This window comes from Nonomuraea sp. NPDC049646, from assembly GCF_044465525.1.
Taxonomy (GTDB): domain Bacteria; phylum Actinomycetota; class Actinomycetes; order Streptosporangiales; family Streptosporangiaceae; genus Nonomuraea.
In genome coordinates, this window is the sequence record NZ_JBITLU010000001.1 from 317,681 (window position 1) to 341,062 (window position 23,382).

Consider the following 23,382-nt stretch of genomic DNA (forward strand, 5'->3'; position numbering starts at 1 on the left):
GACCGAGCGTAACGCCAGCGAGGTGAGCAGGTCCGGGGATCGCGCTATTTCACGGTCTGATCACCCGCCGTTCGGTCACGATCGCGGTGATCAGATCGTGCGGCGTCACGTCGAACGCGGGGTTCAGCGCCTGTGTGCCCTCGGGCGCCAGGCGTACACCTCCGAGGGTGAGGATCTCCTCGGGGTCGCGGTCCTCGATCTCGATGTGGTCGCCGGTCGGGGTGGCGGGGTCGATGGTGGACTCGGGGGCGACGACGATGAACGGCACGCCGGCCCGTTCCGCGCCGAGCGCGAGCGCGTACGAGCCGATCTTGTTGGCGGTGTCGCCGTTGGCGGCGATGCGGGCGGCGCCGATGAGCACCGCGTCCACCTCGCCCTTGGCCAGCAGGTACGGCCCCGCCGAGTCGGCGACCAGCCGGTGCGGCGCGCCCATCCTGGCCAGTTCCCAGGTGGTGAGCCGGGCGCCCTGGAGCAGCGGGCGGGTCTCCAGGGCGAGCACCTCGGCCAGGCGGCCGCGTTCGTGCAGGGTCTGGACGACGCCGAGGGCGGTGCCGCGTTCGACGGCGGCCAGGCCGCCGGTGTTGCAGACGGTCATGATCCGCAGCCGGTCGCCTTCCAGCAGGGCGGCGCCGCGCTCGCCCATGGCCAGGCAGGCGGCGATGTCGTCGTCGCGGATCCGCAGCGCGGCCGCCAGCACCGCCTGCCTGCCCTTGTCCAGGTGGGCGGCGGCCTGGTCGACGCCCCAGGCCAGGTTGGCGGCGGTCGGGCGGGCCGCGCGCAGCTCGGCGATCTGGCCGAGGTCGCCGTCGGCGAGCACGACGCCGAGCGCCCCGGCCACGCCGAGGGCGGGGGCGCCGCGCACGGCCAGCCGCCTGATCGCCGCGACGAGCTCGGCCACGGTCTCGACGCGCAGCCGCACGCACCGGCCGGGCAGCAGGGTCTGGTCCACGAGCTCGACGGCGTCGCCGGCCCAGTCGATGGTCCTCACGCCGCTCACGGTAGCCGACGGGTCCGGGGCCGGCCCGGGGTCAGCGTTCGGCCAGGACGATCACCGAGTCGCCACGGCCGAGGACGACGGTGTCGCTCTTGGCGGGGTTCAGCACGATGCCGTAGTGCGGCGGGACGTTCCTGGAGACGTTGTCGCGGTAGCCGATCGCGGTCTCGCCCCTGCGCCGGGCCGCCTCGACGATGGTGGCGAAGGTGACCTCGGCGCCGGTCCGGACGTAGGAGGCGGCGGGCCTGGGGTAGATCTCCGAGCCGTGCGAGTCGAACAGGTAGCCGAACACGTCGGCGAGGTGCCGGTTCTCGGCGAGCTGGGCCAGCAGCAGGCCGATGACGGTGTCGCTGATGACGATGTCGTCGGCCTCGGTGACCTCGGCCAGCGCCCGGTTGCCCTCGTCGTGCATCTCGCTGACGATCGAGTAGTGCTCGCCGAGCGTGCTCTGCATGTCGCGGAGCTGGAGCAGGGTCATGAGCGTGCGGGTGTCGGCGTGGTGGGGGTCGAAGCGGTCGTCGGACAGGACGATGACGTGCTGGTAGAGGCCGACGCCGAGGGATTCCAGCGCGTACCGGTCGGTGGTGTCGCAGTCCTTGACGTTGACGGTGAGGGTGCGCAGCCCGGTCAGGCCGGTGCCGGCCTTGGGGTGGTCGGCGGCGATGTCCAGAACCGAGCCGGAGGAGACGTAGCCGTCCAGGTAGCGCACGATCTGCTCGGCGCGGCCGTTCCAGTTGAGCAGGAGGGTGCGTTCTGGCTCGGGGCGCGGTGCGGCGGCGGTGGTGACGGCCTGTTCGTCGATCGGGGGCTCGCCGGTGGCGAGCTTGATGTGGGAGTCGTCGTGGGCGATGACGACGATCTGGTCCTTGGCCGTGATGACGGTGTCCATGGGCGGGTTGAGCACGACGCCGGCCGGGCCGCGTAAGCCGATGACGGCGGCGGTCTCGTAGGCGTGCAGGGCCTGGCTGTAGGTGGCGCCGACCAGTTCCTCGTCGGCGCGCAGGTAGATCTCGCCGCCGTCGAAGTTGAGCAGGTCCATGCAGACGACGGACATGCCGGACTGGCGGGAGGACTGCACGATCAGCCGGGAGGCGGTGTCGTCGGAGTCGACGAGGTACACGTCCTGGCCGCCGGCCAGCCGGGCGGCGGCCAGGTTGCGGGCGGAGGCCAGGGCGGCGACCACGGGCGGGTGGGAGCCGTCCCGCTTGGCCAGGGCGAGCAGGATCTTGATGACGTGCGCGTCGGGGTCCTCGCCCTCGGGCGAGAGCACGACGACGGATCTTGCGGTGGTGAGGTTCATCAGGCCGAGGTCGCGCGGCTCGGTGGGACGTCCGGTGCGGCAGACCAGGCGGGTCCTGCCGAGGTCGCCGACGTGCTCGCGGATGTCCTCCTCCATGGCGAGCTTGTCGCGGTCGGCCAGGACGGCGATGACCGAGTTCTTCTGGCTGGCGTGCGCCTTGACGAGCTCGGTGACGATCGTGAAGACCTGGTCGGACCAGCCGAGCACCACGGTGTGGCCGGACTCGACGATGCGCGAGCGGCCTCTGCGCAGGCGGTCCACCTTCTGCTTGAGCCCGTTGGACAGCAGGCCGACGAGCATGCTGACGATGAAGATGCCGCCCAGCGAGCCGGCGAACATGACGGTCATGTAGCCGAACGAGCCCTTGTCGCTGGCGACCTTGCTGGGGGTGAGGGCGTGCATGAGGGCGACCCACAACACCTGCCCAGGCCCGCTGACGCCGTCGGGCTCGTCGGGCGCGAGCCAGAGCGTGAGCGCTGCCACCACGAGGATGAGCGCGACCGACACCACCGCGAGCCAGCCGATGAGCGAGGCCGTCCCCCTGGACATGGTGTTGTCGAACCAGTACCGCGCCCGTTCGCGGACCGTGACCCTCGACACTTCCCCGATACCTCCGTGTAAGGAGTGATTTAAACCGACGTCACAAGGTACCGGGCGATCTTGGCTTCCGCATGGCGAGCGGTAACGTAGCCGCCATGGTGATCCCCCTCACACCGGACGATCCGGCGTTCCTGGGCGATTTCCGCCTGGCCGGGCGTCTGGGCGAGGGCGGGCAGGGCGTGGTCTACCTGGCCCACTCGGCCTCCGGGGAGCCGGTCGCGGTCAAGCTGCTCAACGCCGGCGACCAGGAGACCCGGGCCAGGCTGGCGCGCGAGCTCGACGCGCTGGAGTCGATCGCCTCCTTCTGCACGGCCCGCGTTCTCGACGTCTCGACGCGGGGCTCGCGACCGTACGTGGTGAGCGAGTTCGTGGACGGGCCCTCGCTGGCCGACCGGGTGGCCGGGAACGCCGCCGGGAACGCCGCCGGGCGCGGCCCGCTGCGCGGCGGTGAGCTGGAACGCCTGGCGGTCGGGACGGCCACCGCGCTGGCGGCCATCCACGCGGCCGGGGTCGTCCATCGTGACTTCAAGCCGTCCAACGTGCTGCTCGGGCCGGACGGGCCGCGGGTGGTGGACTTCGGCATCGCCAGGGCCGAGGGGGCGGCGACGCACACCTCGGGGCTGGTGGGCACGCCCGCGTACCTGTCGCCGGAGCAGATCGCGGGCTCGCCCGCCTCCGGGGCCTCCGACGTGTTCGCGTGGGGGGCGACGATGGTCTACGCGGCCACGGGGGTCAGCCCGTTCGGGGCGGACACCGTGCCGGCGGTGCTGCACCGGGTGCTGCACGCCGAGCCCGACCTGTCGGCGCTGCCGCCCCGGCTGCGCGGGCCGGTCGCCGGCGCCCTGGCCAAGAACCCCGCCCACCGCCCGACGGCCGCCGCCCTCCTGATGACCCTGGTCTCCCCCACCCCGGCCACGGGGCCGGGCGCGGGAGTGGGGCCGACCGCAGGGTCGGGCGCGGGAGCGGGGCCGACCGCGGGGCCGGGGGCGGGGGTTCTGGGGGGTGATCCGGGGGCGGCCGACACGCGCGAGAGCCGCGCGGCCCGAAATCGGGGACGCCGCGCCCTCCTCGGCGCCGGAGCGGCCCTGCTGGCCCTGGCCGTGGCCGGTGGCGTGGTCCTGCTGACCATCCGCACACCGGGTTCGACCGCCACCCGGTCCACCCCGCCGCCGTCCACGGCCGCCGCCCGGTCCACCCCGCCGTCCGGCCCGACGTCCGCCCCGCCGTCCACGGACGCCGGCCCCGCCACACCCGCCGCCACCTCCCCGGCGGCCACCGGGAACCCCGGCGGCACCGGCGATCTGAAGATCCCGGCGGCCTTCGCCGGCACCTGGTCGGGCCACACCGACACCACCAACCCGCTCGACCCCGACGGCGCCGAGAACACGGTGGAACTGAAGGCCGGCCGGTCACAGGCGGCCTGGAAGGAGAAGGACTCCCAGGTCGACTGCGCCGCCACGATCACCCTCACCGAGGTGCGCCCGGACCGGCTGACTTTCTCCCTCGGGACGTCCACGGGCGGCTGCATCCCGGGTACTGTCTGGCTGGAGCTTGAAGGCGACACTCTTACCTACACCTGGCGGGACGTGCCCGGCCTGGGCATGGTCACCCAGACCGGCGCTCTCGGCAAAAAGTGACCGAACCACGTGTATAACCCTTCGACATCCGAGCCCACGAAGGAGATCCTTTACCTATGTCTGTGATCAGGGAGGTGCCGTTCCCCAGCGCGGACTCCTCGTCCGAGCTGCCGATGAACATCTGGATCGACGACGCCGACTCAGCGATCGACGTCATCGACGCCCTGGCGTTGTCGCCGTTCGCGACCGGCGTCCAGCCCTGGTCCAAGCTGGCCAATCTGGAGCGCGTGCGTCCGGACGCGAGGTTGCAGCCGGCCGAGGGCCGGGTGCTGCGCACCGCGCAGGTGGAGGACGGCTCGGAGTCGCGGCTCATCTGCGGCGAGGGCTGGACGCTGCGGGTCGTGCGGCACCGCAACCGCACCGCCACGGTGAGCGTGACGGCGGTGAGCGAGGAGCTGGCCGGCTCGGTGCTGAAGGAGAGCATCGACGGCGCCGAGGAGCCGGTGCCCGACGCCGACCACGTCGAGATGGGCTTCTGGTGGCGCGGCTCCCACGGCGGCAACCGGTCGGAGAAGCCGATCACCGCCCAGCCGTGGGACGAGATCGGCACGAACTACTCGGCGCAGGTGCGCCCGGCGCTCGGCCGCCTGATGGCCACCACGCCCGCCGACGTCAACGGCCGGCTCATCCTGCTGCACGGCCAGCCGGGCACCGGCAAGACCACGCTGCTGCGCACGCTGGCCAAGCAGTGGCACGACTGGTGCCAGGTCGACTGCGTGCTCGACCCCGAGCGGCTGTTCAACGACCCGGGCTACCTGATGGAGGTGGCGGTCGGCTACGACACCGACGAGGACACGCAGCGGTGGCGGCTGCTGGTGCTGGAGGACTGCGACGAGCTGATCAGCTCGGGCGCCAAGGCCCAGGCGGGGCAGGGGCTGTCGCGGCTGCTCAACCTCACCGACGGCCTGCTCGGCCAGGGCCGCGACGTGCTGGTGGCCATCACCACGAACGAAGACCTGACCCGCCTGCACCCGGCCGTGATCCGTCCGGGCCGGTGCCTGGCGCAGATCGAGGTGGGCCCGCTGACCAGGGACGAGGCCGTCGCCTGGCTGGGGTCGTCGCAGGGCGTGGGGGCCTCGGGGGCGACCCTCGCCGAGCTGTACGCCCTGCGCGCCGGCCGCGCGATCGCCCCGGCGGGCGCGGACGAGTCCACCGGTCTCTACCTCTGAGCTGACGCCGCCGGGGGCGCCGTGCGCGTCCCCGGCGTCCCGCGCGTCCGGGCTGGTACGTAAACCAACCGATGTGCGACACCGGGTGTGAAACCACAATATGGCTGGTGCTCACCGTCGATCTGGCGCGCGTCGCCTTCACCCGTCTCACCGTGCCCGGAGGCACGTGGACCAGCGAGGAACACCGGGTCGGCTTCGCGGCCACCCAGCTCGTGCCCTCGTGGACCGCGCGCACCCCGCCCGGCGGCGGGGTCGAGGTGGAGCTGCGGGCCAGGACCGGAGCGGGCACGCTGACCAAGTGGTACGTCATGGGCCGGTGGTCCGAGCACGGGCCGCGCACCTCGGTGCCCGGTCAGGGCGACGAGGACGGCGACGTGGCCGTGGACACGTTCGTGGCCAGGCGGCCGGTCGTGGCGTTCCAGCTGAGGGTCACCGCGCGCGGCGAGGGCGCGCGGATGACCTCTCTCGGCGTGCTGGCCTCGGCCCTGCCGCAGCGTCCGGTCACGGTGAGCACGCCGGGGGTGGGGGGGGCCCGCGGGCGGGGCGGGGCCCCGCCCCCCCCCCCACCCCCCCCCCCGGCCCCCCCCCGCGGGGGGGGGGGGGGGGCGGGGGGGGGGGGGGGCCGGCCCCGCCCCGGCCCCCCCCCCCCCCCCACTCCCAGTACGCGCACGCCGGGCACCACCCGCGCTGGGACGGCGGCGGCGCGAACTGGTGCAGCCCCGCCTCGGTGGCGATGGTGCTGGCCTTCTGGGGCCGCGGCCCCGAGCCCGGCGAGCTGGCCTGGGTGGGCGCGGACGACCCCGCCCCTGCGGTGGACCACGCGGCCATGGGCACCTACGACGACAGCTACCAGGGCACCGGGAACTGGCCGTTCAACGTGGCCTACGCCGGGCGTTACGGGCTGACCGGCTTCGTGACCAGGCTGCTGTCGGCGGCCGAGCTGGAGGCGTTCGTCCTGGCGGGGATCCCGGTGATCGCGTCGCTGTCGTTCCGGGCCCACGAGCTGCCCGGATCCGGCTACTCCACGAACGGCCACATCCTCGTCGTCACCGGCTTCACCGCCGCGGGCGACGTCGTCGTCAACGACCCCGCCGCGCCCGCGGACGGCGAGGTTCGGCGGATCTACCCGCGGGCAGCGTTCGAGAACGTGTGGCTGAGGAGCTCGGGCAGCGGCGGCATCGTGTACGTCCTCCATCCGCCCGGGCACCCGCTGCCTCCCTGTACCAACGGCAATTGGTGATCTTTCATGAGTATTCGACCGATCGATGTGGCGCGTACCGACGGCGGCCCCCAGTGGGTGGAGGCCGTCGCCACGCCCGAGGGCGTGGAGGTGTGGTGGGACGAGCCGCGCCCGCACGAGGGCGGCAGGCGCTGCGTGGTGCGCCGCCTGCCCGACGGCTCGCGCGCCGACGTGCTGCCGCCGGGCTGGAACGCCCGCAACCGCCTGGTCGAGTACGGCGGCCGATCCTGGCGCCCGCTGCCGGGCGGCGGCCTGGTCTTCACCCATTGGGCCGACCAGCGGCTCCACCGCCTGGACGCCTCCTCGTCCGAGCCGGTCGCGCTCACCCCCGAGGGCCCGGCCCGGTACGGCGACCTGTACCTGCCGCCCGGCCGCGCCGAGGTGTGGGCGGTCCGCGAGATCGACGACGTTCGTGACCTGGTCGCGGTCCCCCTGGACGGCGCCCCGCTCAGGGTCGTCGCCCGCGCCCACCATTTCCTGATGAACCCCCGCCTGTCCCCCGGCGGCACCCGGATCGCCTGGATCGGCTGGAACCACCCCGACATGCCCTGGGACGGCACCGAGCTGTGCGTGGCCGACCTGTTCCCGGACGGCGTCGCGGGCCCCCACCGGGTCGTTGCGGGCGGCCCCGAGGAGTCGGTGACGCAGGCCGAGTGGCGCGACGAGGAGTCCCTGTACGCCGTCACCGACCCGACCGGCTGGTGGAACGTGCACCTCGTGCACCTCGACGGCTCCCCCTCGCGCAACCTCACCCCCGTGGAGCTGGAGTTCGGCGCGGCGGCCTGGAAGCCGGGCCTGGCCTGCCTGGCCCCTGCGGGCGACCAACTGGTCGTCGTGTACGGCACCGCCGACCACCGCCGTCTGGGCGTGCTGGACCCGGCGACGGGCGGCCTGCGGGAGATCGGCGGGGACGGGCACACGTACTGGGCCTCGACGGTGTCGGCGGCCGGGGGCAAGGCGGCGGCGGTGGGGGCGACGCCGTACACGCCGCTGGAGGTCACGCTGGTCGATCTGGCCACCGGCGGGCACGAGGTCGTCTCGGCCCCCAAGCCGCTGCCCGACCGGGCGCTGCTGCCCACGCCGGAGGCGGTGACGATCGAGGGCGTGCACGCCCATCTGCATCCGCCCGCCGGGGTCGCCGGGCCGGCGCCGTACGTGATCTTCGTGCACGGCGGCCCGACCGGGAACACGCCGGTCGTGCTGGACCTGGAGGTCGCCTACTTCACCAGCAGAGGGATCGGCGTGGCCGTGGTGAACTACGGCGGCTCGACCGGTTACGGCCGGGCCTACCGCGAGCGGCTGCGGCACCAGTGGGGCGTGGTGGACGTCCAGGACTGCGCGAAGGTGGCGCGCGGGCTGGTGCAGCTCGGCCGGGCGGACGCGGCCAGGATCGCGATCCGGGGCGGCAGCGCCGGCGGCTGGACCACGGTGGCCGCGCTGGTGCACAGCGACGTGTTCGCGGGCGGCGTCGCGCACTACGCGATCACCGACCCGGAGAGCTGGGCGGCCGAGACGCACGACTTCGAGTCGCGCTACCTCGACGGCCTGGTGGGCCCGTTGCCCGAGACGCGGCAGCGGTACACCGACCGCTCGCCGCTCCTGAACGCGGCCCGGGCATCGGGCCCATGCCTCATGTTGCACGGTCTGGAGGACGCGATCGTGGACGTGAGCCAGGCCGAGCGATTCACCGCCGAACTGGACAAGCACGGCAAACAGTGGGCTCTGCTCACCTTCGCCGGCGAGCAGCACGGCTGGCGCAGGGAAGAGACCATCGTGGCGGTGCTGGAGGCCGAGCTGGCCTTCTACGGGCTGATCTTCGACCTGGAGACGCCCGGCGTCCCGCCGCTGACACTGAAGGGGAGAGCGTGAAGAGCGTCGCCGAGATCTGCTCGGACCTGATCAGGTTCGACACCACCAACCCGGGTTCGGGCGAGCGCCCGGCGGCCGAGTACGTGGCCACGCTGCTGGCCGACGCGGGGCTGGAGCCGGTGGTGTTCGAGTCGGCGCCCCGGCGCACCACCGTCGTGGCCAGGATCGACGGCGACTCCTCCGACGCGCTGCTCGTCCACGGCCACCTGGACGTGGTGCCGGCCGACCCCGCCGAGTGGCGGATGCACCCGTTCTCCGGCGAGATCACCGACGGCTGCGTGTACGGCCGGGGCGCGGTCGACATGAAGGGCTCGTGCGCGATGACGCTCGCGACCGTGCTGGACATGGCGGCGCGCGGCGTGCGGCCGAAGCGCGACCTGGTGCTGGCCTTCCTGGCCGACGAGGAGGCGACCGGCGACCACGGCTCCCGGTACGCGGTGACCGAGCACCGGCACCTGTTCGACGGCGTCACCGAGGCCATCAGCGAGTCGGGCGGCTTCAGCGTCGAGTCCGGCGGGCGGCGCGTCTACCCGATCGCCGTCGGCGAGCGCGGCACCGCCTGGATGAAGGTGACCGCCCATGGCGTGGCGGGGCACGGCTCGCGGCCCGCCGTGGACAACCCCGTCGCCACGCTGGCCCACGCCCTGTCGCGGATCGCCGCGCACCAGTGGCCGGTGCGCCTGACGCCGTCGGTCGCCGCGCTCCTGGAGAGCCTGTCGGAGATCACCGGCCAGGCGATCGACCTGGACCGGCTGGACGCCGAGGCCGCCCGGCTGGGGGCGCTCGGCGAGCTGTTCCACGGCCAGATCCGCAACTCGGCGAACCCGACGATGCTGGAGGCCGGTTACAAGGTGAACGTGGTGCCCTCGACGGCCTCGGCGCACGTGGACGGCCGGTACCTGCCGGGCCTGCAGGAGGAGTTCCTGGCGACGATCGACGAGCTGCTCGGGCCGAAGATCACGCGTGAGTTCGTGAACCTGGAGGAGGCGCCCGCCGCGCCGTACCCGTCGGCGTTCTTCGACGAGCTGGCGGGGGCGCTGGTGGCCGAGGACGCGCAGGCGCGGCCGGTCCCGTACGTGATGAGCGGCGGCACCGACGCCAAGTCCTTCGCCGCCATCGGCATCCAGGGGTACGGCTTCGCCCCGCTCATGCTCCGGCCCGGCCTGGACTACTTCGGCATGTTCCACGGCAAGGACGAGCGGGTGCCGGTGGAGGGCCTGGAGTTCGGCACCCGCGTGCTGACCCGCCTGCTCACCTGACCGTCCCGGCCCGGCGACGCCCTCGGGCCGCCGGGCCGGACCAGGAGGTCAGCGCCTCCTCCAGACCGCTCCCGCCCGCCCAGGCCACGTAACCGCCGGGGCGGACGAGCAACGCTCCGCCCCCGGCCCGGGGCGTGCCGGCCATGGCCGGGCGGACGCGGTCGCGGTGCCCCGCCAGGACGCCCCAAATTAGTGGAACAAACTATTCCGTTCTGCTAATATGGAGTCATCTCGAAAGGAGCTCCACATGGGCGACATCATCAGCGGCTGGGACGTTCTGGACGCCTCGCACGAGGCGCTGCGCAAGGCCGTCAGCGGCATCCCGGCCGGCGGCTGGGACCTGCCCACCCCCTGCTCCGAGTGGAGCGTCACCAAGGTCTTCAAGCACGCGGTGGGCGACCAGATCGGCTTCGCCGCCACGCTCACGGGCGAGGCCGGCCCGGCGTTCAACCCGTTCGACCCGCCCGCCGAGCCGGGCGCCGACCCGGCGGCCGAGCTGGAGGACGCGCTGACCCGCTCGGCCAGGGCGTGGGCCGCGGTCGACCGCGACGCCGCCGAGGTGGCCACGCCGGTGCCGCCGAACAAGATGTCGCCGTGGGCCGGCTCGACGGCGTGCGCGCTCGACGCGGCCGTGCACGCCTGGGACATCGCCGTGGCCACCGGCCAGCCCTCGCCGCTGACGGCGGAGATGGCCGGCCCGCTGCTGGAGGTCGCCCGGCAGATCGCCGACCCGCTGCGCCCGTGGGGCGCCTACGCCCCGGCGCTCCCGGACGACGCCTCCGGCGACGAGGTCGCCGCCCTGCTGCGCTACCTCGGCCGCGACCCGCACTGGTCGCCGGCCGCCTGAGGCCCGCGTGCGCCCCGCCCGGCAGCGGGGCGCACGGGGCGGATCAGGAGAACTTGGTCTTCGGACGCTCCTCGCGCTCGCCGTCGACGAAGATGTCCAGCTTCTCGTTGTAGAAGGCGATCAGCCCGGCCACGCGCTCGCTCTCGGGCAGCGGCGTGCGGTAGGACCAGGCCAGGTCCTTCTTCCCGTTGACCGACCAGTACTCCGCCGTCCCCTTGTACGGGCAGTGGGTGGCGGTGTCGGTGCGCTCCAGCAGGTCGAGCCGCACGTCGGTCTTGGGCAGGTAGTAGCGGGCCGGCAGGCCGGTCTCGAACAGGATGCGGGCGTTGCGCGAGTCGGCCACGGTGACCCCGTCGACCTCCACCCGGATGTGCCGCGAGCTCGGCAGGATGTCCACCCGCGTGTACGGGTCGCGGGCGTGCACGTAGACCTCCTCGTCCTCCTCGAACCAGGCGTCCATGGCGTCCCAGTCGAAGCGCACGTGCCCGCGGATCTCCTCCAGCGGCGAGTCGTCGTAGACCAGCGCCGCCTCCGGGGCCTGCGCGGCGCCCGAGGTGACCGTGTGGACGGCGGCCTCGCCCCTGCTCGGGGAGTGCCTGGACGCGCCGGTCGGCTTGAGCGCCGCCTGCTCGACGTCCTGGAGGGGGAAGTAGTAGGTGGGATAGAAGGGGCCTTCCCACACCAGCAGGGCCCGGGTCGTGTCGGCGATCGGCCGGCCGCCCAGATAGGTCCGCACGCGCTTGGCCGACCGCTCGACGCGGACCCGGCCCCGGTTCGTGGCATCCATGTCCCCGCCAACCCGTGTGGCGGCGGGGAAATTCCGTCCCTCAGACCCCGAACAGCGCGAGCGTCACCCACGTGGTGAGCGTGCCGGTGACCGCGCCCGCCGCGACCTGCGCCCACGTGTGATGGGCGAGGCGGACCCTGGCCCAGCACACCAGTGCCACCACGGCCGCGCCGGCGATCGCCACCGGCACGGCGGGCAGCACGTGCGCCAGCACCACCACCGTGCCCGCCGAGACGGCGGCGTGGAAGGAGATCTTCCAGCGGGTGGTGATCGGCACGGTGACCGCCAGGGCGACCAGCATCGCGGTCACCGTGGCCACCAGCAGCCGCGGCGCGCCCAGCACGACCAGCAGCGCGAGCGCGACCAGCACGGCGGCCACGGCGGCCAGCAGCGGGCCGGTGCGGCGCGCCCGGTCGACGATGTGGTGGGAGTCCAGCCGCCCCGAGCGCACGCCGAGCGCGATCACCGCCGCCGGCACGCCGCCGCAGAACGCCGAGGCCACCAGCCCCCAGGCCGCGCCGGCCCATCCCTGGGCGAGCAGCCCCACGGCGGGGGGCATGACGATCACCAGCACTTGCGGTGCCAGCAGGTTCGTCACCCGCTTCGCCACCAGGTCGGCCATCATGGCATGAAAGGTTACGCGATCATGGCCGCTGCCCGTTTCAGCGACGCCCCCGGCGGAGCGGCGGGTCAGCCCTTGCCGGCGGCGTTCACGATGCGGGTCGTGGAGCGGTCGGGGATGGCCGCCATCTCCCAGCACTCGGCGCCCAGGATGGCCGCCGCCGTGGCGCGCGCGCCCGCGTGCGGGTCGCCGGCCGTGTGGGCCAGCGCGCCGGGCCGCATCGGCGCGAGCAGGTCGATGTAGTCCTCGGGACCGTGGGCCTCGGGCGGCCCGGCCACCACGAACACGCCGGACACGCAGCGCAGCGCGGCCAGCACCTCGGCCCGCTCCGCCGCCGGGTTGAACGGCCGGCTGGGCCCCTTCCACGCCCGCACGCGCGGGTCGTCCTCCACGCCGACCACCAGGGGCAGCCCGCGGGCGGCCACGGCGCCCAGGTAGCGCACGTGGCCGACGTGCAGGATGTCGAAGACGCCGGTCACGACGGCCGCCCCGGGCCGGTCGTACGGCTCCACCCAGACGGCCTCCAGGCTGCTCACGCGACCTCCTCCGACGGCCGGGCGAGTAGGCTGCTGTGCACGCTTTGCTCCCCCACGGGCCTAGACGACTCGTCGATCGCAGCGTACTCGGTCGCCGTGGCAGGTCGTGCAGGCGACCTTGGAAAGAGCATTCCTACCTTTTCGCGATAATCTCTCGCCCCCTGCCCGCGCGTCTCATGACGTCACCTGATTCGGGGGAGGTCGCCGTGGCGCCGAGGGACTCAGACCATGCCGACGGGGGTGAAGCACCCGGGTTCCGTGACCTCGCGGTCCGGCTTCCGGGGGTTCCGTCCCAGGTCTCGCGGGCCAGGGGGCTCGTGACGGCCGCGCTCGGCCGCGATCACCCGTTCCATGACGACGTGGTGCTGCTCACCAGCGAGCTGGCCACGAACGCGATCCTGCACACCCGGTCCGGGGACGGCGGCTCGTTCACGGTGTCGGTGCTCAGCTCGGACACCACGGTCCGGGTGTGCGTGGCCGACGGCGGCGCGGACGGCCCGCCGTGCGTGTGCCGGACCGCTCCGCAGGCGACCAGCGGCCGGGGGCTGCCGCTGATCGAGGCGCTCAGCCATCGCTGGGGGTTCGTCCGCGAGGGGGGCTCGACGACCGTCTGGTTCGAGCTGACGCAGGCCCGCGTGGCCGCCGGGCAGGAGCCGTGCGTCACAGGTCGAGCCGGCACAACCCTTCGGCCAGCGCCTTCGTGGTGAGCCTGGTGCGGCTGTCGCAGCCCAGCTTGGCGAAGATGTGCTCCAGATGGGTGGTCACCGTCCGGACGCTCAGCACCAGGCAGGCCGCGATCTGCGGGTTGGAGTCGCCGGCCGCGACCCGGGTGAGCACGTCGACCTCGCGGCCGGTCAGGTCGTAGGGCAGCGGGCAGGGCCGTTCGGCGGCGACCGCGCCCTGCAGCGAGCCCTGGTAGCCGACGCCGGCCCGCAGCAGCCGCACCTCGTGCCAGCGGCCGCCGCCGTCGAGCCACAGGCCGCGGCGGCTCAGCTCGCGCGAGTCGATGAAGGCGCGGGCGAAGGCCGCCATGGCGGGGTCGTCCCACAGCTCGCGGGAGACCTCGTGGCCGGGCACCGCGCGGCGCTCGCCGAGCCGGTCGAAGGCGACCGCGCGGAAGTCGGGCGGCAGCCCGGCCGGGTCGATCACGCACCGGGTCAGGTCGGTGACGTGCGCGAGCATCGGGCTCACGGCGGCGACCAGGGCGCCCGACAGCAGCGGGAAGGCGTCCTTGGCGGCCAGGTGGAGCAGGCCGGTGTAGCGGCCGCCGTCGGCCAGGAACAGCGGCGCGGTCAGCCCGGCCCGCCAGCCGTAGGGGGCCAGGTGGCGGCGGAAGTACCGTTCGGTGCCCGGCTGCGGCATGGGCACCGGCCGCCGCCCGGCGATGGCCTCGCGGCAGGCGTCGAGCGCGGCGTACTCCTCGGCGGCGTCGCGGTCGATGCGGCGGTGGCCGTCGGAGACGACGCTGTGGTGCCGGCCGGTGGCGGGGTCGAAGGCGACGAACTCGTAGGCGTCGAGCGGGACCACCTCGCGCAGCGCCGCCATCGCCGCGTGCGCGCCGCCGCCGCCCGCGACCTGGTAGCCGACCTCGGCGAACGCCTGCAACTGGCGGACGCTCAAGGTGATCTCAGCCACGTGCTCTTTTATATCATTTGCCATTCCTTGACCGGCTGTTGAAGATTTTCTTCACGGCCGCCGCGGTGCTACGGTGGCAGGCATGCAGCGCGCTTCCGTCACGACGACGCCGGACACGGTCCCGGCGCGCTGATTCCATGCATCCCGGGCGGGCGCCCGGGAGCTGGTCGTTCGCCCTTTCACCGCAAAGGACGATCATGAACGACCACCGCAGGCTCGGCCGCGAGCTGGAGATCTTCGGCACCGACCCGCTGATCGGCTCCGGTCTGCCCTACTGGCTGCCCGCCGGGGCCGCCGTGCGCAAGGCCGTGGAGGACTACGTCCACGAGCTCGAACGCCGCCACGGCTACGTGCACGTCAACTCCCCCGTGCTCGGCAAACGCGAGCTGTACGAACGGTCGGGCCACTGGGCGCACTACGCCGAGGACATGTTCCCGCCCATGAACGTGGGCGGCGAGGAGTTCGTGCTGCGGCCCAGCCTGTGCCCGCACCACGCGCTGATCTACCGCTCGCGCGGGCGCAGCCACCGGGAGCTGCCGCTGCGCGTGGCCGAGCTCGGCGGCATGTACCGCTCGGAGCTGTCGGGCGTGCTCGGCGGCCTGACCCGGGTGCGGGCCATCCAGCTCAACGACGGCCACGTGTTCTGCGCGCCGGAGCAGGCGGCGGCCGAGGTGTCGGCCGCGCTCGACCTGATCGAGGCCGCGCACGCCCAGCTCGGCATCCGGGCGGCCCGCTACCGGCTCTCGCTGCGCGGCGAGGGCGGCAAGTTCGTGGACGACCCCGCGATGTGGGCGCGCTCGGAGGCCGTGCTGCGCGAGGTGCTGCGGGACCGCGGCCGCGCCTACGACGAGGAGCGCGGCGAGGGCGCCTTCTACGGCCCGAAGATCGACATCCAGATCGCCGACCCGGCCGGCCGCGAGAGCACCCTGTCGACCGTCCAGGTGGACCTGTACCAGCCCGAGCGCTTCGACCTGGCCTACGCGGGCGGGCGGCGTCCCGTCATGGTGCACCGCAGCGTGGTCGGCGGGATCGAGCGCCTGGTCGCGCACCTGATCGAGGTGCACGGCGGCGCGTTCCCGGCGTGGCTCTCGCCCGTGCAGGCGGTCGTGCTGCCGCTGTCGGACGCCGAGCTCCCGGCGGCCGAGGACCTGCTGCGGCGGGCCGTCGCCGCCGGGCTGAGGGCCGAGCTGGCGCCCGCGGACCGGGGCAGCCTGGGGGCCAGGATCAGGGCGCACCGGCTGGTGCCGTACCAGCTCGTGGTGGGGCCGCGCGAGGTCGCGGACGGCGTGCCGGCCGTCCGGCTGCGGGACGGCCGCCAGGCGGGCCCGGTGCCGGTCGAGCGGCTGGCCGCCGACTGCCGGCCGCGCTTCTGAGGTCCGTCACCGGCGCTCAGAGCCAGTCCTTCTTCTTGAAGACCGCGTACAGCACCACGGACGCCACCGCCACCAGCACCGACGACACCCAGAAGCCCGAGATGTCCCCGGAGCCGGGGTAGGGCACGTTCTGGCCGTAGAAGCCGGTGATGGCGGTGGGCACCGCGATGATGGCGGCCCAGCTCGTCACCCGCTTCATGATCTCGTTGAGGCGGAAGCCCTGCTGGGCCAGGCGGGTCTCCCGGACGTTGGCGAGCATGTCGCGGATCGCCTCCACCCACTCGGCGACCCGCTGGACGTGGTCGTAGACGTCCTCGTAGTAGGGGGCCATCACCGGGTCGGCGACGATCTCCTGGTCGCGGCGGAGCAGCGTGCCGAGCACCTCCCGCATCGGCATCGAGATCTTGCGGAGCCTGGCGGTGTCCTTGCGCAGCACGTACATGGCGCGCTGGAGCTGCCTGCCGTCGCGGGGCGCGTCGTCGAACAGCGACTCCTCCATGGCCTCGGCCCGCGCGTCGAGGTCCTGGACCAGGTCGGACTGGCTGTCCACGACGTAGTCGAGCAGGCCGTGCAGCAGGAAGGAGACGCCGTGCCCGGCCAGGCGGGAGGTCGCGTCCCAGCGTCTGACCACCTCGTCGATGTCGAAGCAGGCGTTCTCCCGCACGGTCACCAGGGCGTTGGGGGTGACGAAGGCGTTCACCTCGACGGGGACGAGGCGGCCCTCGTCGAGGTGGATGCCGTACACGGTGATGAACAGGTGGTTGTCGTAGACGTCCACCTTGGGGCGCTGGTGGTCGCTGAGGACGTCCTCGACGGCCAGTTCGTGCAGGCCGAGCTCCTCGCCGACCTGGTTGAGCTGCTCGGGGGTGGGCGAGCACAGATCGAACCAGACGGCGGCCTCGGGATCGCCGACGTGGTCGGAGACCTCCTCGACGGGGAAGCCCTCCTTTTCGAGGACGCCGTTCCTGTACAGACGCGTGTGCATCAGGCGAGTTTGGCAAATCGCCGGGCATCGCGCACGGCCGCTCCCCCCGGATCGTTGTTGAAGTAGACGTGGACGTCCCGCCATCCGGCCTGCTCCACCCTCCTCGCCCAGCTCTTCAGCGCCGCCGCGCCGTAGGAGGGCCTGGGGGCGGCCAGGCCCTCGTGCAGGCGCACGTACCCCCAGTCGGCGGTGCGCCACAGCGGCGTCAGCGGCCGGCCGAGCCGGTCGGCCCAGCACAGCGCCGCGCCCCGCGCGAGCAGCACCTCGCGCACCTCGCCGGTCCACCAGGAGTCGTGCCGCGGCTCCACCGCCACCCGCACGCCGGCGGGGAAGCAGCCCAGGCAGCGGTCCAGCAGGGCGGGGTCGGCGCGCAGCGTGGGCGGCAGTTGCAGCAGGACGGGCCCCAGCTTCTCCTTGAGCGCCCCGGCGGCGGCCATCAGCCAGGCGACCGGCTCCTCGGGCTCGGTCAGCCGCCTGATGTGGGTGAGGTAGCGGCTGGCCTTGACCGCCATCACGAACCCGCCGGGAGTGCGCTCGCGCCAGGCGGCGAACGTCTCCGGCGAGGGCAGGCGGTAGAAGGCGTTGTTGCTCTCGACCGTGGGGAACTCGGCCGCGTACGTCTCCAGCCACAGCCGCTGCGGGACCCCCTCGGGGTACAGCACGCCGCGCCAGTCCTTGTACTGCCATCCGGAGGTGCCCACCAGCGTCGCCACACCCGGCTCCTACCCTGCGCCGGGTGCGTTACTGTCGCAGTCCCGGAAGCCTAGGAGGAGCTTTCACGCGATGGGCGCCGATCATTTCCACGGCCACGGTCACGGCCACTCCCACGGCGTGGCCGCCGCGCCGCCGTCGCGCGGCGCGGTGGTGGCGAGCCTGGCCGTGCTGGTGCCGCTGGCCCTGGCGACGCTGGCCTGCCTGGTGTGGCTCTGGCCCGCGGGGCAGGCGGCGCCGGACGGCCAGGACGGGCGGGAGGGTCCGGCGGTCGAGCGGGTCGAGGGCACGGTCGTCTCTGTCGCGCTCAGGCGCTGCCCGGCCGTCCAGGAGGGCATGCCGGTGCCCGACCCGGCCACCTGCGGCAACGCCACCGTACGGGTCGGCTCGGGGCCCGACCTCGGCCGCGACGTCACGCTGCGGCTGCCGGGCGGGCCGGGCGCCCAGCGGTTCACGGCGGGCGACGACGTGCTGCTGCTGCGGGACGGCGACGGGAAGTACCAGCTCTCCGACCACGACCGGTCCACGACGTTGTGGCTGCTGGGCGGCGCGTTCGCGCTGGCGGTCATCGCGTTCGGGCGGTGGCGGGGGGTGACGGCGCTGGTGGGGCTGGCGGTGACGTTCGGGCTGCTGCTGACGTTCGTCATCCCGGCCGTCCTGGCGGGCGAGCCGCCGATGCTGGTCGCCGTCGTCGGCTCGGCCGCGATCATGCTGACGGTGCTCTACCTCACCCACGGCTTCTCCCTGACCACGTCGATGGCCGTGCTGGGCACTCTGGCCAGCCTCGCGCTCACCGGGCTGCTGTCGTACGCGGCGCTCGGCCTGGCCCGGCTCAACGGCGTCACCGACGACACCGCGCTGACCCTGGGCATGAGCCTGTCGATCGACACCGAGGGGCTGCTGCTGGCCAGCATCATCATCGGGGCGCTCGGCGTGCTCGACGACGTCACCGTCACCCAGGCGGTGACGGTGGGCGAGCTGGCCGCGGCCAACCCCTCCTACGGCTTCGCCCGCCTGTACCGGGCGGCGGGACGCGTCGGGCGGGCCCACATCGCCTCGGTGATCAACACCATCATCCTGGCGTACGCGGGGGCGTCGCTGCCGCTGCTGCTGCTGTTCAGCATCGGCGCTCAGCCGCTCGGCGACGTGCTGACCACGCCGGTCGTGACCCAGGAGATCGTCCGCAGCGTCGTGGGCACGCTCGGGCTGATCGCCGCCGTGCCGATCACGACCGCGCTGTCGGCCCTGGTCGCCGCGCGCGGCGCGCGGCCGGTGGAGGCGCTGGAGGACGAGCCGTCCGCCCGGCCCGTGCGGGCCGGCGGGCCGCTCACCAGGCCCGCCCGGCACCGCCGCTGAGCGGGGTCAGCCGACCTCGGCGCTGCCGTCCACCCGCAGCTTGCGGCGGGCGCGCTCGTAGAAGGTGGTGCCGAGGCGGACCACCTTCGCCGCCCCCGGCCAGGCGGTGACCGTGACGGTGTCGCCGGGGCACAGGTGGCCGACCACCCGTCCGTCCACCTCGACGGCGAGCCTGCCGCTCGTGGGCAGCACCTCCAGCGTCACCTCCTCGTCGGCGGGCAGCACGAGCGCCCGGTTGAAGGAGGAGTGGGCGGCGGCGGGCACCACGAGGACGGCCTCCACGCGGGGCGAGACGATCGGGCCGCCGGCCGAGAAGCTGTAGGCGGTGGAGCCGGTGGAGGTGGCCACGATCACCGCGTCGGCGGACAGGCTCACGAACGGGCTGCCCGACGGGGTGACCGACACCGCGGCCAGCCCCTCGCCGGGGATGCGGACCAGCGCGATGTCGTTGAACGCCGTCACCGCGACGCCCGCGACCACGCTCCTGATGGCCATCCGCGGCTCGATCGTGTACTCGTGGCGGTCGATGGCCGACAGCGTGCCGGCCAGCTCGTCCACGTCGATCTCGGCCAGGAAGCCGAGCTTGCCGAGGTTCACGCCCAGGATGGGCGTGGGCCGGCCGGCCAGCAGCCGCATGGTGCGCAGCATCGTGCCGTCGCCGCCGAGCCCCACCAGCAGGTCGGCCCGCTCGACCAGGGCGACCGCGTCGACCGGCACCGCGCTGCAGTCGATGCGCCCGACCTCCTCGGGCAGCCCGAGGACGGTGGCCCCCTTGTCCGCGGCCCAGCGCAGGATGGTGTCGATCGCCTTCTTGGAGTCGCGCTGGGGGTGCAGCACCAGCCCGACCGTCCCGACCATGCCCATGCGACCAGCCTAAACGGTGGCGTTCCCCGACATCCCCGGCGGCCCCGGGCGCCCGGCGGCTCCGCTAACGTCGGAGCCATGCGGCTTCATGTGGGATGCGCGATGTGGACGCACACACCGTGGAACGGACGTTTCCTGCCCCATCCGCTCCCGCCGGGAGAGCGCCTGCGCGCCTACGCCACCTGGTGCGACGCGGTCGAGGGCAACACCACGTTCTACGCCACCCCCGCCCGCGCCACGGTGGAGTCGTGGGCCCGGCAGCTCGACCCCGACTTCCGCTTCGTGGTCAAGCTGCCCAAGACCGTCACCCACCACCACCGGCTGATCGGCGCCGAGCAGGAGCTGCACGCCTTCCTCGACGCCATCGAGCCGCTCGGGCCGCGCGCGCACGCCCTGTGGGTGCAGTTGCCGCCCGCCTTCGGCCCCGCCGACCTCGGCACGCTGGCGGCCTTCCTGCACCGGCTGCCCCGCTCCCACCGCTACGCCGTGGAGGTCCGCCACCGCGCCTTCTTCGACGACGCCCGCCAGGCCGGGCAGCTCGAACGGGTGCTGGCCGCCGCCGGCGCCGAATGGGTGCCCTTCGACACGGTGACGCTGTTCCGCACCCCGCCGACCAGCGACGCCGAGCGCGACGCGTGGACGAAGAAGCCGCGCGTGCCGCGCCGCACCCGCGCGCTCACCGGCCACCCGATCGTCCGCTACCTGGGCCGCGACTCCGTCGAGGCCACGGTGGAGGGCTGGCGGGAGTGGGTGGACACCGTCGCCGGATGGCTGCGCGAGGGCCGCTCCCCCACGGTGTTCGTCCACACGCCCGACAACGCCGACGCGCCGATGCTCGCCCGCCGCTTCCACGACGAGGTGCGCGCCCTGGTGCCGGAGCTGCGCCCGCTGCCCGAGCCGATGCCCGCCGAGCCCCCGACGCTGTTCTGACCGGCCGCCGGGGCCGCGGGCGGGTTCACGTCCCGGCCGGGCGGTCGCGCAGCGTGTAGCGGATCGGCAGGTGCTTGAGCCCACCCACGAACGTGGTGGCCACCCAGGCGGGCTCGCCGTCGAACTCGACGCTCTCCAGCCGGGGCAGCAGCTCGGCGAACAGCGCCCGGATCTCCATGCGGGCGAGCGCGGCCCCGAGGCAGAAGTGCACGCCCGAGCCGAAGGCCAGGTGCCGGTTGGGGTCGCGGCCGGCGTCGAAGCGGAACGGCTCGGCGAACACCTCCTCGTCCCGGTTGGCCGACGGGTACGACAGCAGCACCGACTCCCCCCGTCTGACCGGCGTGCCGCGTACGGCGGTGTCGGCGGCGGCGGTGCGCATGAACTCCTTCACCGGGCTCACCCACCGGATCATCTCCTCGGCCGCCGACGGCAGCAGCCCGGGATCCCGGCGCAGCCGCCGCAGCTCGCCGGGGTGCCGGATGAGCGCCTCCAGGCCGCCGGCGATGGTGGAGCTGGTGGTGTCGTGCCCGGCGGTGGCGATGATGACGTAGTAGGAGGCGGCGTCGAGGTCGCTCAGCGGGCGGCCGTCCACGCGGGCGTTGGCGATCTCCGAGGCGAGGTCGCCGGTGGGCCTGGCCCGGCGCGCGGCGGTCAGCTCGCGGAAGTACTCCAGCAGGTCGGCCAGCACGGCGGTGTGGTCCTGGGCGGTGCCGCCGCGCCGGTTGTCGCGGTCGTCCTGGCCGAACAGCTCCTGGGTGAGCCGCAGCATGCGCGGGAAGTCGGACTCGGGCAGGCCCAGCAGCGACAGGATGACGTAGAGCGGGTAGTGCACGGCGACCTGCCGGGCGAAGTCGCAGGAGCCGCCGTGGGCGGTCATCCGGTCGACGTAACGCCGGGCCAGGTCGCGGACGCGCACCTCCAGGGCGCGCATGGCCCTCGGCCGGAACCAGTCGGCGGCTATGGCGCGCACGACGCGGTGCTCGGGGTCGTCCATGTGGACGAGCGTCTTCAGGCCGGTGCCGCGGGCCCGCTGCTCGGCCAGGCGGGCGTCGATCTCCGCGCTGCGCAGCACCGGGCGCGGGGCGCTCAGCCACAGGGCGTGGTTCCGCTCGATCTCCAGCAGGTCGGCGTGCCGGGTGACGGCCCAGAAGGGGTTGTAGCCGGGCACCTCCACGCGGTGCACCGGGGACTCGCGGCGCAGCACCGCCAGGGCCTCGTGCAGCCGGGTCTCGTCGGCGTACGCGGCGGGCGTGGCGAACACGTGCCCGGCCTCCTCCACGGACATGGTCGCGGTCACGGGCGGGCCCTCCTGTCGGATGCGGGGGTGATGCGGCCAGGAGAGCCATTCCCCCGGGGCGTGTGCGCCATTCGGCCCTGCGGCGGCCCCGGGCAGGGCAAGATCGGATGGCAGCGTCCGCGCAGTGTCGCCGCAGCGTCGCCGCAGTGTCCCCGCAGTCGAGTCGAGCAGTGGAGTGGAGCGCACATGACGGCTACCGCCGAGTCGTTACGGCAGACCTCCGGCGGCGTGACCGCCCGCCTGATGGGCGTCGAGGAGGAGTACCTGGTCGTCGATCCGGTCACCCGCGCCGTGGCCCCCGGGGCGGCGGCCGTCGTCGGGCGCGCCGCGGCCGGGCTGGGCGACCGGGTCTGCACGGAGATCACGCAGTTCCAGGTGGAGGCCAAGACGGCGCCCTGCGCGAGCGGGGCCGAGCTGGAGGCGGAGCTGCGGCGGATGCGCGAGGTCGTGGCCGCCGCCGCACGCGCCGAAGGGCTGGCCGTGGTCGCCTCCGGCACGCCGGTGATCGGCGACGTCGTCCCGCCGCCGATCACCGAGCACCCGCGCTACGGCGTCGGCATCGACAACTACCGCGCCCTGCACGACGAGCAGGCCATCTGCGCCGGTCACGTGCACATCCACGTGCCCGACCGGGAGCAGGCCGTGCTGGTCTGCAACCACGTGCGGCCGTGGCTGCCGGTGCTGCTCGCGCTCATGGCCAACTCGCCCTTCTGGGCCGGCCGCGACACCGGTTACGCGGGCTGGCGGGTGCTGGCCTGGGGCAAGTGGCCGGTGGCCGGGCCGCCGCCGTACTTCGGGTCGCTGGAGCACTTCGAGCGCACGGTCGCGGCGCTGACCGACAGCGGCGCGCTGGTCGACCCCGGGACGCTGTTCTGGGACGTGCGCCCGTCGGCCCGGCTGCCCACGGTGGAGGTGCGGGTGGCCGACGTCCCCGCCGCCACGCGCGAGTCGCTGTTCCTCGCACTGGTGGTGCGGGCACTGGTCACCACGTCGCTGGACAGGGTGCGGGACGGCGATCCGGGCCCCGACGTGCCTGCCGAGCTGCTGCGGGTGGCCTACTGGCGGGCCGCCAGGGACGGGCTGGGCGGGGCGGGCGTCGATCCCTTCACGGGGGCGGCGCGGCCGGTCGCCGAGCTGGTGGCGCGGCTGCTGGAGCACGTCGGGCCCGCGCTGGCCGCGGCCGGCGACCTGGAAGCGGCCGAGCAGGGCTGGCGGCTGCTGCGCGAGCACGGCGGCGGCGCCGAGCGCCAGCGGGCCGCGCACGCCCGGCGCGGGGCGCTCGCCGACGTGGTCGACGACCTCGTGGCCCGCTTCGCCTCCCACGACTGAAGCCGGTGACTTCCTCCTACGACTGAAGCCGGTCGGCTCCTC

23 protein-coding genes are annotated in these 23,382 nt (G+C 73.9%); 11 read left to right on the forward strand and 12 right to left on the reverse strand.

Going from position 1 to position 23,382, the window contains the following annotated elements:
• Positions 1 to 49 precede the first annotated feature (49 nt).
• Together mtnA and ACIBQ8_RS01490 are read right to left on the reverse strand one after the other, a co-directional pair.
• Entirely contained in the window at positions 50 to 988 is a 939-nt protein-coding gene (mtnA, locus tag ACIBQ8_RS01485) for an S-methyl-5-thioribose-1-phosphate isomerase (RefSeq protein ID WP_397190672.1), read from the reverse strand.
• A 40-nt stretch (positions 989 to 1,028) separates the two neighbouring features.
• Positions 1,029 to 2,894 (reverse strand): potassium transporter TrkA, encoded by a 1,866-nt coding sequence (locus ACIBQ8_RS01490; protein ID WP_397168110.1) that lies wholly within the window; start codon positions 2,892 to 2,894, stop codon positions 1,029 to 1,031.
• A 95-nt stretch (positions 2,895 to 2,989) separates the two neighbouring features.
• Here ACIBQ8_RS01490 and ACIBQ8_RS01495 point away from each other — a divergent pair, with 95 nt between their 5' ends.
• Positions 2,990 to 4,531 carry a protein kinase gene (locus ACIBQ8_RS01495; protein ID WP_397190673.1) on the forward strand — a complete coding sequence of 514 codons (1,542 nt, stop codon included), beginning with the start codon at positions 2,990 to 2,992 and terminating at the stop codon, positions 4,529 to 4,531.
• 56 nt (positions 4,532 to 4,587) lie between these two features.
• Positions 4,588 to 5,700: a DUF5925 domain-containing protein gene (locus ACIBQ8_RS01500; RefSeq protein WP_397168114.1), complete on the forward strand. Its 1,113-nt coding sequence runs from the start codon at positions 4,588 to 4,590 to the stop codon at positions 5,698 to 5,700.
• Positions 5,701 to 6,052: 352 nt separating this feature from the next.
• Here ACIBQ8_RS01500 and ACIBQ8_RS01505 read toward each other — a convergent pair whose 3' ends face one another.
• Positions 6,053 to 6,205, reverse strand: a complete 153-nt coding sequence (locus ACIBQ8_RS01505; protein ID WP_397190674.1) for a hypothetical protein — start codon at positions 6,203 to 6,205, stop codon at positions 6,053 to 6,055.
• Between the two features lie 228 nt (positions 6,206 to 6,433).
• Between ACIBQ8_RS01505 and ACIBQ8_RS01510 the strand changes: the two genes are divergently transcribed.
• Genes ACIBQ8_RS01510 through ACIBQ8_RS01520 form a run of 3 tightly spaced genes read left to right on the forward strand, consistent with a single transcriptional unit; the run spans position 6,434 to position 10,068 of the window.
• The gene (locus ACIBQ8_RS01510; RefSeq protein ID WP_397191110.1) at positions 6,434 to 6,940 is read left to right on the forward strand and encodes a C39 family peptidase; all 507 of its coding nucleotides are present in this window, start codon (positions 6,434 to 6,436) and stop codon (positions 6,938 to 6,940) included.
• A 6-nt stretch (positions 6,941 to 6,946) separates the two neighbouring features.
• Positions 6,947 to 8,809 (forward strand): prolyl oligopeptidase family serine peptidase, encoded by a 1,863-nt coding sequence (locus tag ACIBQ8_RS01515; protein ID WP_397190675.1) that lies wholly within the window; start codon positions 6,947 to 6,949, stop codon positions 8,807 to 8,809.
• On the forward strand, positions 8,806 to 10,068 hold the full coding sequence (locus tag ACIBQ8_RS01520) for a M20/M25/M40 family metallo-hydrolase (RefSeq protein WP_397190676.1): 1,263 nt from the start codon (positions 8,806 to 8,808) through the stop codon (positions 10,066 to 10,068). Before ACIBQ8_RS01515 ends, ACIBQ8_RS01520 begins: the two co-directional genes overlap by 4 nt.
• Here ACIBQ8_RS01520 and ACIBQ8_RS01525 read toward each other — a convergent pair.
• A complete protein-coding gene (locus tag ACIBQ8_RS01525) occupies positions 10,061 to 10,258 on the reverse strand; it encodes a hypothetical protein (protein WP_397191111.1) in 198 nt (65 codons plus the stop codon). The two genes, ACIBQ8_RS01520 and ACIBQ8_RS01525, sit on opposite strands and share 8 nt — an antisense overlap.
• Positions 10,259 to 10,315: 57 nt before the next feature.
• Here ACIBQ8_RS01525 and ACIBQ8_RS01530 point away from each other — a divergent pair, with 57 nt between their 5' ends.
• Positions 10,316 to 10,915, forward strand: coding sequence for a TIGR03086 family metal-binding protein (locus ACIBQ8_RS01530; RefSeq protein WP_397168122.1), 600 nt, complete (start codon positions 10,316 to 10,318; stop codon positions 10,913 to 10,915).
• Between the two features lie 43 nt (positions 10,916 to 10,958).
• On the opposite strand, the gene ACIBQ8_RS01535 is transcribed toward ACIBQ8_RS01530, so the two are convergent.
• The 3 genes from ACIBQ8_RS01535 to ACIBQ8_RS01545 form a co-directional block, all read right to left on the reverse strand.
• Positions 10,959 to 11,702 (reverse strand): DUF427 domain-containing protein, encoded by a 744-nt coding sequence (locus ACIBQ8_RS01535; protein WP_397168124.1) that lies wholly within the window; start codon positions 11,700 to 11,702, stop codon positions 10,959 to 10,961.
• 40 nt (positions 11,703 to 11,742) lie between these two features.
• The gene (locus ACIBQ8_RS01540; protein ID WP_364334046.1) at positions 11,743 to 12,327 is read right to left on the reverse strand and encodes a hypothetical protein; all 585 of its coding nucleotides are present in this window, start codon (positions 12,325 to 12,327) and stop codon (positions 11,743 to 11,745) included.
• Between the two features lie 65 nt (positions 12,328 to 12,392).
• Positions 12,393 to 12,860: an adenylyltransferase/cytidyltransferase family protein gene (locus tag ACIBQ8_RS01545; protein WP_352328879.1), complete on the reverse strand. Its 468-nt coding sequence runs from the start codon at positions 12,858 to 12,860 to the stop codon at positions 12,393 to 12,395.
• Between the two features lie 176 nt (positions 12,861 to 13,036).
• Between ACIBQ8_RS01545 and ACIBQ8_RS01550 the strand changes: the two genes are divergently transcribed.
• Positions 13,037 to 13,567 (forward strand): ATP-binding protein, encoded by a 531-nt coding sequence (locus tag ACIBQ8_RS01550; RefSeq protein ID WP_397190677.1) that lies wholly within the window; start codon positions 13,037 to 13,039, stop codon positions 13,565 to 13,567.
• Here the strand turns inward: ACIBQ8_RS01550 and ACIBQ8_RS01555 are convergent.
• Positions 13,521 to 14,495 carry a response regulator transcription factor gene (locus ACIBQ8_RS01555; protein WP_397168127.1) on the reverse strand — a complete coding sequence of 325 codons (975 nt, stop codon included), beginning with the start codon at positions 14,493 to 14,495 and terminating at the stop codon, positions 13,521 to 13,523. The two genes, ACIBQ8_RS01550 and ACIBQ8_RS01555, sit on opposite strands and share 47 nt — an antisense overlap.
• Before the next feature lie 197 nt (positions 14,496 to 14,692).
• On the opposite strand from ACIBQ8_RS01555, the gene thrS reads away from it, so the two are divergent.
• Entirely contained in the window at positions 14,693 to 15,868 is a 1,176-nt protein-coding gene (gene thrS / locus ACIBQ8_RS01560; protein WP_397168129.1) for a threonine--tRNA ligase, read from the forward strand.
• A gap of 16 nt (positions 15,869 to 15,884) precedes the next feature.
• On the opposite strand, the gene ACIBQ8_RS01565 is transcribed toward thrS, so the two are convergent.
• Positions 15,885 to 16,853 carry a magnesium transporter CorA family protein gene (locus ACIBQ8_RS01565; protein ID WP_397168131.1) on the reverse strand — a complete coding sequence of 323 codons (969 nt, stop codon included), beginning with the start codon at positions 16,851 to 16,853 and terminating at the stop codon, positions 15,885 to 15,887.
• The gene (locus ACIBQ8_RS01570; protein ID WP_397190679.1) at positions 16,853 to 17,566 is read right to left on the reverse strand and encodes a DUF72 domain-containing protein; all 714 of its coding nucleotides are present in this window, start codon (positions 17,564 to 17,566) and stop codon (positions 16,853 to 16,855) included. Before ACIBQ8_RS01570 ends, ACIBQ8_RS01565 begins: the two co-directional genes overlap by 1 nt.
• A 70-nt stretch (positions 17,567 to 17,636) precedes the next feature.
• On the opposite strand from ACIBQ8_RS01570, the gene ACIBQ8_RS01575 reads away from it, so the two are divergent.
• Positions 17,637 to 18,920: a YibE/F family protein gene (locus ACIBQ8_RS01575; RefSeq protein ID WP_397190680.1), complete on the forward strand. Its 1,284-nt coding sequence runs from the start codon at positions 17,637 to 17,639 to the stop codon at positions 18,918 to 18,920.
• Between the two features lie 6 nt (positions 18,921 to 18,926).
• Here ACIBQ8_RS01575 and ACIBQ8_RS01580 read toward each other — a convergent pair whose 3' ends face one another.
• Positions 18,927 to 19,784: an NAD(+)/NADH kinase gene (locus tag ACIBQ8_RS01580; protein WP_397168137.1), complete on the reverse strand. Its 858-nt coding sequence runs from the start codon at positions 19,782 to 19,784 to the stop codon at positions 18,927 to 18,929.
• Positions 19,785 to 19,862: 78 nt separating this feature from the next.
• On the opposite strand from ACIBQ8_RS01580, the gene ACIBQ8_RS01585 reads away from it, so the two are divergent.
• Positions 19,863 to 20,714 (forward strand): DUF72 domain-containing protein, encoded by an 852-nt coding sequence (locus tag ACIBQ8_RS01585; protein WP_397190681.1) that lies wholly within the window; start codon positions 19,863 to 19,865, stop codon positions 20,712 to 20,714.
• A 25-nt stretch (positions 20,715 to 20,739) separates the two neighbouring features.
• On the opposite strand, the gene ACIBQ8_RS01590 is transcribed toward ACIBQ8_RS01585, so the two are convergent.
• Positions 20,740 to 22,011, reverse strand: coding sequence for a cytochrome P450 (locus tag ACIBQ8_RS01590; protein ID WP_397190682.1), 1,272 nt, complete (start codon positions 22,009 to 22,011; stop codon positions 20,740 to 20,742).
• 186 nt (positions 22,012 to 22,197) lie between these two features.
• Here ACIBQ8_RS01590 and ACIBQ8_RS01595 point away from each other — a divergent pair, with 186 nt between their 5' ends.
• Positions 22,198 to 23,340, forward strand: coding sequence for a glutamate--cysteine ligase (locus ACIBQ8_RS01595; RefSeq protein WP_397190683.1), 1,143 nt, complete (start codon positions 22,198 to 22,200; stop codon positions 23,338 to 23,340).
• Positions 23,341 to 23,382 lie beyond the last annotated feature (42 nt).